The following is a 12,701-nucleotide window of genomic DNA, read 5'->3' on the forward strand; positions in this document are numbered from 1 at the left end:
ATCTCTACACCAGACTGGCGATTGCATTCACCATGCATAGAATTGCCGCCAGTGTCACACCAAGTGTTCCCGCATAAGCCCACACCTTTGCTTTGGAAATCGGTGCAGTACCTACCAGTTTACCGGTCTGTCCGTTTACATAGAAAGGATATTCTTTGCCTTTGTAGCTATAGTCATACTTCCATACTGGCAGGAGACCATAACTTACAGAACTGTCCGTCACGTTGATGTTTTCTCCCATTTTGCGGACACTGGAATATCCAGAATAGCTGTCATGCAGCATCTTCTGTGCATCCTCCTGCATCTTGGCTTTGGCACGGCTCTCCACCAGATCGGAAGTCATATTGTAGCGTTCACTATGAAATCCAGACAGATATTCTGGCTTAAACTCCTGCAGTTCCTTGTAATCAAAGGGCTCCATCAGATCCATGACATCATCCGGCATTCCCACGGAAGCATCCACAGGAATCTTGACAAAATCAATGTCCATATCACGGACAATATCATAATATGAGGTCTCGGTATACTGTGTATTGCCGGTCGTCCAGCTGCGCACCTTGGTACCTTCACCGTGGAACGTGCAGTTGGTATTGTAATCGTAGAACCAGAACGGTACATAATCACCGTAAATACCGTTCATTCTTACTTCCGACAGAAAATCCGTCGGTGCAAAAATACATTTCTCAAATTTATCACGGATCAGCTTCTTGCAGACTTCCTTGCCCATATGGAATGGAATCAGCATATGCGGTGTGTAGGCCCCGGAAATCTGATCATCCACGATCACATAATTGTCACAATAAGGACACTGTGTAGCGGAGGTGTTTACCGTCATGGGAATCTCGCCACCACAGTTGGGACATACCTTTGTCACCTTTTTCTGCGCAGCACCCTCGGCTGCTGCCATTCTGCTGACCGGCTGTCCGGCTCCCGCTGCCTGGACCGTTCCTTCCGCAGTGCCGTTTTCCTCACCGCTTGTCTCGATCACGCCGTCCTCGCGTTCTTCGCTGTCCTCACTCTCACAGAAAGGACAGAACATCTTCTTTCTCTCCGGGCTGTAAACTACATTACCGCCGCAGTTTTTACATCTAAAGATCATTTTACCCCTCGCCTTCTGCCTTTTACGACATTTTTCTTCGTAGAACCTTTTTTATCCTACCATAGATTCCATCGTATTTCCATATCGTAAAATACACATAATCTTTTCTTATCGTTCGTTTACCATGATTGTCTCATGCTTTCATCAGGTCTGCGTAATCCTCCAGCAGGAATCGGTGATAGATCACATGGCACCCTTCATCCCGAAAACAATAACAGTAGGGATCTCCCATTTCCTCCGGGAAACGGATCATGACATCAAAGTCCTCGCCCCGCATCTCTTCCACATAAATATTCTCACTGTACCGCAAAAATAACTGTCGGATATCCTCCATCTTACAGTCATGCTGCCCGATCAGGCGGATCAGTTCATAGATGAATCCCTTCTCTGCAAAATGCTCATGGACATAAGTACTGCCTTCCTCCGGAATACAGAGGCAGAAACGGTCTCCCTTACGGCTCACAGCCAGTTTTCCAAGCTTTATTGTCATGCTCTCCGGCTGTCCTGCCAGTGTAACTTCCATCTGTTCCGCCGTATCCTGTGTACCCAGCAAGTGATTCAGTGTAGATAACGGATAATACAGGCGGATCTTCTCTCTGCGGAAGCCTAATTTTGCCTGTTCCTCCAGAACCACATCCATGAGGTTTTTTTCTAATTTTTCAAATGTCATTTTCTTTTTCCTATAATTTCCCATAATCTGTCAAAAATAAAAACTATGCAGCGGAGATTTCCTGTCCTGCATAGTTTTTATTATACAATATTCACGCATCAGAATACAATTCTATTCTACGGAAACAGACATTGCCGTTCCATTCTAATTCAGAAATTTGTCCAGCTCCGTCTCTACGATCTGCTTTTTCTTCACCTTGGGAGCACGGATCACTTTTCCCTGTACGATGACCATATCCACATTTCGAAGCACCAGTAGATCTTCTAACGGATTCTTCTCCACCACGATCATATCCGCGCATTTGCCGGGTTCCAGTGTACCGGTGATATCTCCGATACCCGCCATCTCGGCGCCGCGGCAGGTTGCGGTATAATAAAAGACCCGTAATGGAATCCACCATCACGGGTCCTGTGACTCTTTTGAAAGAATCTGTTATTTATTGTAGCAGACGATCTGTCCGAAGTCAGCCTTCAGGGAAGCGCCGCCTACCAGACCACCGTCGATGTCTGCCTGTGCAAACAGCTCGGGAGCGCTGGAAGCAGATACGGATCCGCCGTACTGGATACGGATAGCTGCTGCGGTTGCATCATCATAGATCTCAGCGATGCACTCACGGATTGCCTTACATACTTCCTGTGCCTGCTCGGTAGTAGCTACCTTGCCAGTACCGATAGCCCAGATAGGCTCGTATGCGATGACAGCCGTTGCTGCCTGTGCAGCAGTTACGTTCAGGAATGCGATCTTGATCTGCTGACGGATGAAGTCGATGGTAACACCCTGCTCTCTCTGCGTCAGAGTCTCACCACAGCAGATGATGGGAGTAATGCCATGCTCGAAAGCCTTGAGAACCTTCTTATTCACGGTCTCGTCGGTCTCTGCAAAGTACTCTCTTCTCTCGGAGTGTCCGATGATCACATACTTCACGCCTGCATCATCCAGCATTGCGGGAGAAATCTCGCCGGTGAAAGCACCCTTCTCCTCGAAATACATATTCTCCGCACCAATCATGATATTGGAACCCTTTGCTGCCTCCATAGCGGGAATGATGTCGATTGCGGGAACGCACAGAAGTACGTCTACTTCATCATTTGCTACGAGGGGCTTTAATGTATTGATCAGCTCTACTGCCTGGCTGGGAGTCATATTCATCTTCCAGTTGCCGGCAATGATCTTCTTTCTTGCCATAATCATACACCTCTTCTTTTCTTATATTGTGTTTCCCACAGGATGCATCTGTGCCTGCAGGCAGGTTCGAATACATTCCGTGGGAAAGCTTTATTATTTCTATTTATTTGTCGTCTGCTGCTGCCACGCCGGGAAGCTCTTTGCCTTCCAGGAACTCCAGGGAAGCTCCGCCACCGGTAGAGATGTGGCTCATCTTGTCAGCGAAACCAAGCTGGTTAACAGCTGCTGCAGAGTCACCACCACCGATAATGGTAGTTGCATCGGTCTCAGCCAGAGCCTTAGCTACAGCGATGGTACCTGCTGCCAGGGTAGGATTCTCGAATACGCCCATAGGTCCGTTCCATACAACGGTCTTAGCAGTCTTAACAGCCTCAGCATACAGAGCTGCGGTCTTGGGTCCGATATCGCATCCCTCTCTGTCTGCGGGCATGTTGGTAACATCATATACCTGAACCTCAACAGGAGCATCGATCGGGTTAGGGAAATCAGCGATGGTTACGGAATCAACAGGCAGTAACAGCTTCTTGCCCAGCTTCTCAGCCTTTTCCATCATTTCCTTACAGTAGTCGATCTTGGTATCATCTACCAGAGACTTACCGATTTCATATCCCTTTGCCTTTAAGAAGGTGTAAGCCATACCACCACCGATGATCAGGGTATCACACTTCTCTAACAGGTTGGAGATAACGTTCAGCTTGTCTGCAACCTTTGCACCGCCCAGAATAGCTACGAAAGGTCTTACGGGATCTTCTACAGCCTTACCTAAGAAGTTGATCTCCTTCTCCATCAGGTAACCTACTACGTTCTGACCACCCTTAGCGGTGATGAACTTGGTAACACCTGCTACGGAAGCATGTGCTCTGTGAGAAGAGCCGAATGCATCACATACATACAGATCAGCCAGGTCAGCCAGTTCTTTGCTGAATTTCTCACCGTTCTTGGTCTCTTCTGCGCCACGGAAACGGGTATTCTGAAGCAGAACAACGTCGCCTTCCTTCATGTTCTCAACAGCCTTGGTAGCTGCTTCGCCGGTTACATTGTAGTCAGCTACGAAAGTAACCTCTTTGCCCAGCTTCTCGGACAGTCTCTTGGCAACAGGTGCCAGAGATTCGCCTTCGTTGGGGCCATTCTTTACCTTACCCAGATGAGAGCAAAGAATTACCTTGCCGCCATCGCCTATCAGCTTCTTGATGGTAGGCAGAGCTGCAACGATACGGGTATCGTCAGTGATCTCACCGTTCTTTAAGGGAACGTTAAAGTCGCATCTTACCAGGACTCTCTTTCCCTTTGCGTTAATGTCATCTACAGATTTCTTATTTAATCCCATGGTATTAACCTCCAATTATTTTAGTATCTAAAAAGGGCCCGGTCCTTGTAAGACCGGACCCTGATAGGTCTTTACGCGTTAACGCCTGTCGGCTTATGCTAACTCGCTGAAGTACTTGATGGTACGAACCATCTGAGAGGTGTAGCTGTTCTCGTTATCATACCAGGATACAACCTGTACCTGAGTATTGCCATCTTCCATAGGAGCAACCATGGTCTGAGTTGCATCAAAGATGGAACCGTAGGTGCTGCCTACGATATCGGAAGATACGATCTCATCGGTGTTGTAACCGAAGGACTCGGTAGAAGCAGCCTTCATTGCTGCGTTGATCTCTTCCTTGGTTACAGCGCCCTTAACTACTGCTACCAGAATGGTGGTAGAACCGGTAGGGGTCGGAACACGCTGAGCGGAGCCGATCAGCTTGCCGTTCAGTTCGGGAATTACCAGACCGATTGCCTTAGCTGCACCGGTAGAGTTGGGAACGATGTTGCAAGCGCCTGCACGGCTTCTTCTCAGATCGCCCTTTCTCTGAGGTCCGTCAAGGATCATCTGGTCACCGGTATAAGCGTGAACAGTGGTCATGATACCGCTCATGATAGGTCTGCAATCGTTCAGAGCCTTAGCCATAGGTGCTAAGCAGTTGGTGGTGCAGGAAGCTGCGGAGATAACGGTATCTTCGGGCTTCAGGGTCTTGTGGTTAACATTGTATACGATGGTAGGAAGGTCGTTACCTGCGGGAGCAGAAATAACAACTTTACGGGCACCGGCAGTGATATGTGCGGAAGCCTTCTCCTTAGAGGTGTAGAATCCGGTACACTCCAGAACTACATCAACCTTTAATTCACCCCAGGGAAGCTTGCTTGCGTCAGCCTCTTTGTAGATGGTGATGGTCTTGCCGTTAACGGTGATGCTGTCCTCGCCAGCCTCAACGGTGCTTGCATACTTGTAAACACCCTGAGAAGAATCATACTTCAACAGATGTGCCAGCATCTTAGGGCTGGTTAAATCGTTGATTGCTACTACTTCATATCCTTCTGCATCGAACATCTGTCTGAATGCAAGACGACCAATACGGCCGAAACCATTAATTGCTACTCTTACTGCCATTTTAGTTTCCTCCTAAAATATTAATTTTATATCTTTTGACTTACTGTGATTCACAGATTGTCAAAATTTTATCAGCAAATTCATTTTACCTAATTCCTCTTTATAATTCAAGATGTAAATGCAAAATATTTGTGATTTTGTGGTAAATTTTACAGTTTGTTTAGAAATGGTATGATTTTTGCTCCGTTTTTTGCTATACTGTACCCTGTAAATGACTTACAACAGAATGATAACCAGAAAGGATAAAAAATATGTCTATCAAAGCAGATTGTCATCTTCACTCTTCTTTTTCCGGAGATGCCCAGGCTCCCATGCCGGAGATGATCGATAAAGGGATCTCTCTTGGACTGGAAACCATGTGTTTCACCGAGCATAACGATTTTGATTATCCACGCACTGAGGAAGGTCCCGGCAGTATCTTTTTGCTGAATACAGATTCTTATTTGTATGACATCCTCCGCTGCCGCGCCAAATACGAAGGGAAAATGAGGGTTCTCTTCGGTGTGGAATTAGGCTTGCAGCCGCATCTGGCCGACCAAGACGAAGATTTTACTTCCGCCTATGATTTTGATTTCGTCATTGGCTCTACCCACCTGTGCCGGGGAATGGATCCCTATTACCCCGAATATTTTGAGAAGTTTTCCTCCGAGGCGGAAGCCATCCGTGCTTATTTTGCAGAGACGCTAGAAAATCTGAAATGCCATGACGATTATGACGTCTTGGGACACTTGGATTATATCGTCCGTGTGGCGCCTTCCAAGGACAAAAATTACTCCTACGATAAATATAAGGATGCCATTGATCCGATCCTGGAACTGTTGGTTCACAGTGGCAAGGGCCTGGAATTGAATACCGGAAGCTTCCGCTATGGTCTCAGACAGCCTCATCCCTGTACCGATGTTCTCCGCCGCTATCACGAACTGGGCGGCGAGATCATTACCGTTGGCAGTGATGCCCACAAAGCACATGATGTAGGATCCTATCTGGATCTGGCCTCCGAGATTCTGCAGCTGTGCGGATTCAAATATTATACGATCTATGAAAAACGCAGCCCGGAATACCACAAGCTGTAATTTTCTTTATTCCCTATCCTCCAAGCTGAATGTGTTCCTTCATCAGCTCGCGAAGCAACGCATCCGCTGTCCATGAGACATTATACGGTGTCACAATCGCCTTCAGGGCAACCGGTGGTAAGCCGGTTGCCTTATATTCTGCCAGGAATGCATCCACCTGTTGCGAATCCATTCCGGAAAACACCAGCATTTCCATTGCAAAATCAGGACCGTTATATATTTTTCCATTCTTATGAAAACCGCTGATTTCCGCCAGTGTTCCGATCTTCTGTCCATAGTCCCTGCGGTTCACCGCCGTCACATCCACACCTATTTTCTCCGCTGCCACACGCACAGCCCGGTCTTTTTGTGTACTCACGCCAAACAATAATATTTTTGCCATTATATTTCCTCACAGTCCATCACCCGGAAGCCGTTCTTTTCCAGCAATTGTGCAAATACTCCCTGTCCGGGGATGAGTTTACCGGTAAAGCTTCCATCATAAATCTGCTTTACGCCGCAGCTGGGACTTCGTGACTGTAAGATTGCCAGATCGATGCCATTCTCTTTTGCAATCCGCAGAGCCACCTCTGCGCCTTCCCGAAACTGCCTGTCCACATTTACGCCTTTACAGTTTATGACCTCGCCGCTCACGATCTCCGACGGATCCCTCGGGGTCGGAAGTCCTCCCAGCACCTCAGGACATACCGGGATCACCTCATGCCCCTCCAGATATTTTGCCACACGCTCGCTGTAATTATTTTTCCCGTTATATTTACAGTTTTCGCCCAGCAGACAGGCACTGACCAGTATTTTCATCGTAATCTCCAGCTTTCCGTTATGATGTCTGTTACAGCAACGGCGCGATCAGCCGCATGATACACTGCCAGCCTCTCACTGCCATATTTTTCCTTCCATCCCGGTATTTATCGGTGACTTCCTCACTATCCTGTATCAGCTTATCAAAATCCGCCTCAATATCCCGGATGGCATCACAGCCGTGCATCCACACACCGTTTTCAAAATGGTGATACAGGCTTCGGTAATCCATATTGATGGTACCGACGGTCGCCGTATCCTCATCACACAGCATCTGCTTCGCATGCAAAAAGCCCGGGGTATATTCATAGACCCGCACGCCCTGGCGCACCAGTCCGGAATAATAGGATCTGGTCACACCGTATATGATTTTTTTATCCGGAATGCCGGGGGTAAATACGCGCACATCCACGCCACGTTTGGCTGCCAGCCCAAGCTCTCTCGTCATCTCATCACTGATGATCAGATAAGGAGTTGCCACATAGAGGCGTTTCTTTGCCGTCTTGATCAGGTTCAGGTAGACATTCTCACCCACCGGCTCTCCGTCCAGTGGAGAATCCGCATAGGGCTGTACATAGCCGGACGCCTTCTGCACATTTCCGTCTTCCACACCTTCCTGCGACGCCTTCAGATACTTTTCATAATCCGTGTCCGCCTGTCCCATAACATTCCACATTTCCAAGAACATCATGGTAAAATTCTGTACCGCTCTGCCGGTCAGCTTCACTCCGGTATCCTTCCAGTAACCGTAAGGATGCGTGATATTGAAATACTCGTCCGCCAGGTTATATCCACCGGTAAATCCTACTTTTCCATCGATAACCATGATCTTACGATGATCGCGGTTATTCATGAAAATATTTAAAAAAGGCACTACGTAGTTAAATACCCGGCACTGTACACCGATGGCATTCATACGGTCTATAAAGCTTTTATCCAGAAAGCCGATACAGCCCACATCGTCGTACAGAATACGGACTTCCACGCCCTCGGCAGCCTTTCTTGCCAATACATCCTTCAGCCGTGCAAAAGCCTCCGCCTCCTCTATGGCATGATATTCCAGGAATATAAAATGTTTTGCCTTCTCCAGCTCCTTAAGCTGTTCCTCGTATCCCAGATAAGCTTCCGGATAGAATTTCACAGTTGTCGTATCATACACCGGATAATTACCATACTTCCAGATATAATGGCATTGATTTGCCAGCAGAGGATCTTCCTGCTCCAGCTGCTGCAATATTGTCTCATCCTGAACATTCAGAGGAATCAGTTGTGCATCCACATCCTCAAATTTCCGGATGATTTTATGCATAGCCTCTTTATGTCCGAACAATCCGTAAATACACAGACCGAACACAGGAAATGCCAATATTACAATGATCCAGGGCATCTTAAATGCGGCATTGGTATGTTTCCCATAAATCCTGAGCGCCACTACCAGCGCAAACAGGCTGGTCAGCAGAGAGATCACTGAAGAATACTGATACAGTTTGATCATCAATATCAGTATCCAGCCGATCTGTAAGAGCACAGCCAATGCTGCAAACGCAATTCTTCCTATACTGTTTTTCACATTCCCTTTTACTTCAGAACGCATCTGCTTTTTCTTACCCATAATGTCCTCTTTTCTCTTTCGTCCTGCCAGATCATAAGTAATCTCCCCCTTACAGACTGCCTGCACTGCGCACAGACAGCCATGGGTATATTCTATGATGCCAGGGTCAAAAGGTCTAAGCCCACATGAGCTTGCTCATATGTGGGCGAAAGACCTTGGGACCCGCCCCGATATGAGCATAAAAGTGGGATGATAATCCCACGATATGCGAATATTGGGGCGGATTGTGGGAGTGCGCAGCACGGAACAATCCGTAGGCATCAAAGTCGGGGGCTTTTGCCCCCGACATCATTCTATGGGGGATTGTTTTATGGTATAACATTTTTGCAAAAATCTCAATAGGTCTATGGACTACAACTGTCCTCTTTTGTCTGCCTAACCACAGCTTCTGTCACACAGTACCACCACTGTAGACGGCGTGGTCTGGGCAGGAATGCTTCTCGTGGAAGAGGAATAGATGACCACCAGATTATGGTTCGCGGGACTCGCCTGGAAATACTGGTTGTTCACGGTACGCACATCCACTGTGCCATCCAGATTCAGCTGCAATGTCTGCTCCTCATTGACCAGGGAATTGTTATAATAGCTCACATCCACATACCGCTCGCTTCTCTCTTCAGCCACTACCACTGCCGTATACTGAGGCGGATAGATCAGGGGCATGGGCGCATCGTTGCGATACCAGAAGGTTGCCATCATTCCCACTGACAACGTAGTAAAATCCACCACATAGGTATCGGGATTGATAAAAAAGTTCACCGTATTGCCATCCGTATCCTCGATAGCGGCAAATAACAGGCATCCATCAGCTCTGCGGCCGCCCTGCCCTGCCGGCACCAGATCCACGATCGTTCCCTTCATGGAACAGAAGCTGTTTCTTCTCATAGGTCTCTGAAACGAAAATCGATAATCCATAGTCTCTCCTGTGAATTATAAAAGCTTTCTTCTATTATATGCACGCCCCCGCTGTTGATGTTACGTGTCGTGATAAAAATGCAGGACCACTATTGTAACAATAGTGATCCCGATCTTTTCCGCTATACAAATCTTTGTATCCGTAGGACGCAGAGACCTCCTCTTTGAGCGCTTTCCTACAGAATAATGGTTCCGCCGCCCAGTACATGCTCATCCTGATAAAATACCATGGCCTGTCCCGGTGTTGCGGCACGCACCGGTGCATCAAAAGTACAAAGCACTCTGCCGTCCGGCTGTCTGGTAAGGGTTCCGTACTCTCCCTTATGGTTGTAACGGATCTTCGCCAGTACTCTGACAGGCTCTGTGATATCCTCCACTGCCATATAATTCACATTTTCACATAATACTTTGTCCGTGAAAAGTTCCTGGTTGGAACCGATCACCACCTCATTGGTCTCGGGGCGGATGGCTGTAACAAACACCCTCTCTCCCATGGGAAGATCCAGTCCTCTGCGCTGCCCTAAGGTATAATGGGTAATCCCCTTATGCTGCCCCAGTATCCTGCCGTCCTCCGTGACAAAATTACCCGGTCCCGGCACTTTTTCTCCGGCTTCTCTGTCAATAAAGGAAGCATAATCATTGTCCGGCACAAAACAGATCTCCTGACTGTCCGGCTTATGTGCCACCGGAAGTCCCGCCTCCTCTGCCAGGACACGGATCTCGTCCTTGGTGTATTCTCCCACCGGCATCAGCGTATGTGAAAGCTGATCCTGGGTCAGATTATACAGCGCATAGGTCTGGTCCTTCGCCGCCGTAACGGAATTGCGGATGGCGAAACGGCCGTTTGGCAGTCTGTCGATCCTCGCATAATGTCCCGTGGCAATATAATCCGCACCGATCTCTAAGCTCCTCTGTAACAGGGATTCCCACTTCACGTAACGGTTGCAGGCGATGCAGGGATTCGGTGTACGCCCTCTTAAATACTCGTCCACAAAATAATCCATGACATGACACTTGAACTCTTTTTTAAAGTTCATGACATAATAAGGAATCTCCAGTCTCTCTGCCACTCTTCTGGCATCATCCACCGCAGACAATCCGCAGCATCCGCCATTGGCTTCCTTCACCGCTTCCTCCTCGTCCTGCCAGATCTGCATGGTGACACCGATCACATCATAGCCCTGTTCTTTTAATAACATGGCTGCCACGGAGGAATCCACGCCTCCGGACATGCCTACCACTACTTTTTTCTTCATAGATCTTAATAGTCTTCCTCTTCTTCGCCCTCACTGATGTCATTCTTGGGCTTCTGCAGTCCTTCGATGGTGATATGGTTCTTCTCTGCATAATCCCACAGTGCTGCATGAATCGCTTCCTCCGCAAGCAGTGAGCAGTGTACCTTTACGGGCGGCAGTCCGTCCAGAGCCTCCATTACAGCCTTGTTCGTTACCTGTAATGCTTCCTGAATGGTCTTACCCTTTACCAGTTCGGTAGCCATGGAGCTGGTAGCTACGGCAGCGCCGCAGCCGAAGGTCTTGAACTTTGCTTCCCGGATGATCCCGTTCTCGTCAATGTCCAGGAACATTCTCATAATATCTCCGCACTTTGCATTGCCCACGGTACCTACGCCGCTGGCATCCTCGATCTCCCCTACATTTCTGGGGTTCTGAAAGTGGTCCATTACTTTTTCACTGTACATGTATCTGTTATCCTCTTCTTTCTCACTTAGTTGTTCTTCTGGCTTTTCAGGAAATCTTCATATAAAGGAGACATATCCCGCAGTCTCTGTACGATTTTCTTCACTTCTTCCGCCACGATGTCCATCTCTTCCTTCGTGCTTTCCTCAGATAAGGTCAGACGCAAGGAGCCGTGTGCTTCCTCATGCTTTAAGCCGATAGCCAGCAGTACATGGGAAGGATCCAGAGATCCGGAAGTACATGCGGAACCGCTGGAAGCGCAGATGCCCTTCATATCCAGCATGATCAACATGGATTCTCCTTCGATGAACAGGAAGGAGAAGTTGATATTGTTCGGAAGTCTTTTCGTGCGGTGACCGTTCAGCCAGCAGTGAGGGATCTCGTTCTCCAGACGTTCGATCAGATAATCCCGCAGTTCGATCTCCTTGCGGGTCTTGGTATCCATAATACGCATAGCGCGCTCTACAGCAGCACCCAGTCCCACGATACCAGGAATGTTCTCTGTACCGGCTCTGCGGCTTCTCTCCTGTGCTCCGCCGTGTACAAAGGAACGGATCTTCACACCCTTGCGGATATATAAGAAGCCGATACCCTTGGGGCCGTTTAATTTGTGGCCGCTGGCACTGAGCATGTCGATGTGCATTTCATCCACATTGATGGGAACCTGTGCATACGCCTGTACCGCATCGGTATGGAACAATACACCGTGCTCCTTCGCAATCTCACCGATCTCGGCAATGGGTTCGATGGTTCCGATCTCGTTATTTGCAAACATTACACTGATCAGAATCGTGTCAGGGCGAATGGCTGCCTTCAGCTCGTCCAGACTGATCAGTCCGTCTCTGTCCACATTCAGATAAGTGATCTCAAAGCCTCGCTTCTCCAGATACTCACAGGTATGAAGAATGGCATGATGCTCGATCTTCGTGGTAATGATATGTTTTCCCTTGGAAGCATAGGCTTCTGCGGTAGCTTTCAGCGCCCAGTTATCGGACTCGGAACCGCCGGCAGTAAAATAGATCTCTTCCGGCTTTGCACCCAGACTGTCTGCGATGGTCTGGCGGGCATGATCCATGGCCTTCTTGCTCTCGGCACCCAGACTGTAGATGGTGCTGGCATTGCCGTAGTATTCACTGAAGTACGGAAGCATCGCATCCACGACCTCCGGTGCCGTTTTGGTAGTTGCTGCATTATCTAAATATATCATATTGCCTCATT

General features: G+C 48.2%; 14 protein-coding genes. 1 reads left to right on the plus strand and 13 read right to left on the minus strand.

Features of this window, described 5'->3' with window-relative positions:
- Positions 1–4: 4 nt before the first annotated feature.
- The 6 genes from DW835_RS03570 to gap form a co-directional block, all read right to left on the minus strand.
- A complete protein-coding gene (locus DW835_RS03570; RefSeq protein ID WP_118537298.1) occupies positions 5–1,099 on the minus strand; it encodes a hypothetical protein in 1,095 nt (364 codons plus the stop codon).
- Positions 1,100–1,232: 133 nt separating this feature from the next.
- The gene (locus tag DW835_RS03575) at positions 1,233–1,769 is read right to left on the minus strand and encodes a DUF3877 family protein (RefSeq protein ID WP_118537299.1); all 537 of its coding nucleotides are present in this window, start codon (positions 1,767–1,769) and stop codon (positions 1,233–1,235) included.
- A gap of 144 nt (positions 1,770–1,913) precedes the next feature.
- Positions 1,914–2,162, minus strand: a complete 249-nt coding sequence (locus DW835_RS03580; protein WP_279220468.1) for an amidohydrolase family protein — start codon at positions 2,160–2,162, stop codon at positions 1,914–1,916.
- Between the two features lie 39 nt (positions 2,163–2,201).
- Positions 2,202–2,954 (minus strand): triose-phosphate isomerase, encoded by a 753-nt coding sequence (gene tpiA, locus DW835_RS03585; RefSeq protein WP_118537301.1) that lies wholly within the window; start codon positions 2,952–2,954, stop codon positions 2,202–2,204.
- A 103-nt stretch (positions 2,955–3,057) separates the two neighbouring features.
- Positions 3,058–4,281, minus strand: a complete 1,224-nt coding sequence (locus DW835_RS03590) for a phosphoglycerate kinase (protein ID WP_118537302.1) — start codon at positions 4,279–4,281, stop codon at positions 3,058–3,060.
- Positions 4,282–4,374: 93 nt separating this feature from the next.
- Positions 4,375–5,388 (minus strand): type I glyceraldehyde-3-phosphate dehydrogenase, encoded by a 1,014-nt coding sequence (gene gap / locus DW835_RS03595; RefSeq protein ID WP_022154143.1) that lies wholly within the window; start codon positions 5,386–5,388, stop codon positions 4,375–4,377.
- 251 nt (positions 5,389–5,639) lie between these two features.
- Between gap and DW835_RS03600 the strand changes: the two genes are divergently transcribed.
- Positions 5,640–6,461, plus strand: a complete 822-nt coding sequence (locus tag DW835_RS03600) for a histidinol-phosphatase HisJ family protein (protein ID WP_118730698.1) — start codon at positions 5,640–5,642, stop codon at positions 6,459–6,461.
- 13 nt (positions 6,462–6,474) lie between these two features.
- Here the strand turns inward: DW835_RS03600 and DW835_RS03605 are convergent, their stop codons facing one another.
- The 7 genes from DW835_RS03605 to nifS form a co-directional block, all read right to left on the minus strand.
- Positions 6,475–6,843 (minus strand): DUF3783 domain-containing protein, encoded by a 369-nt coding sequence (locus DW835_RS03605; RefSeq protein ID WP_022154145.1) that lies wholly within the window; start codon positions 6,841–6,843, stop codon positions 6,475–6,477.
- Positions 6,843–7,259 (minus strand): DUF523 domain-containing protein, encoded by a 417-nt coding sequence (locus DW835_RS03610; RefSeq protein WP_118730699.1) that lies wholly within the window; start codon positions 7,257–7,259, stop codon positions 6,843–6,845. The genes DW835_RS03605 and DW835_RS03610 overlap by 1 nt, the downstream gene beginning before the upstream one ends.
- 31 nt (positions 7,260–7,290) lie before the next feature.
- Positions 7,291–8,871 (minus strand): cardiolipin synthase, encoded by a 1,581-nt coding sequence (cls, locus tag DW835_RS03615; RefSeq protein WP_243037034.1) that lies wholly within the window; start codon positions 8,869–8,871, stop codon positions 7,291–7,293.
- A gap of 375 nt (positions 8,872–9,246) precedes the next feature.
- Positions 9,247–9,786, minus strand: a complete 540-nt coding sequence (locus DW835_RS03625) for a hypothetical protein (protein ID WP_147353699.1) — start codon at positions 9,784–9,786, stop codon at positions 9,247–9,249.
- 176 nt (positions 9,787–9,962) lie between these two features.
- Positions 9,963–11,042, minus strand: a complete 1,080-nt coding sequence (mnmA, locus tag DW835_RS03630; protein ID WP_118730702.1) for a tRNA 2-thiouridine(34) synthase MnmA — start codon at positions 11,040–11,042, stop codon at positions 9,963–9,965.
- Positions 11,043–11,047: 5 nt separating this feature from the next.
- Complete coding sequence (gene nifU / locus DW835_RS03635) at positions 11,048–11,485, minus strand: Fe-S cluster assembly scaffold protein NifU (RefSeq protein WP_022154150.1); 438 nt, start codon at positions 11,483–11,485, stop codon at positions 11,048–11,050.
- A gap of 26 nt (positions 11,486–11,511) precedes the next feature.
- On the minus strand, positions 11,512–12,690 hold the full coding sequence (gene nifS / locus DW835_RS03640; RefSeq protein ID WP_117464761.1) for a cysteine desulfurase NifS: 1,179 nt from the start codon (positions 12,688–12,690) through the stop codon (positions 11,512–11,514).
- Positions 12,691–12,701: the final 11 nt, after the last annotated feature.

Source organism: Clostridium sp. AM34-9AC, assembly GCF_003480225.1.
GTDB classification, from domain to species: domain Bacteria; phylum Bacillota; class Clostridia; order Lachnospirales; family Lachnospiraceae; genus Acetatifactor; species Acetatifactor acetigignens.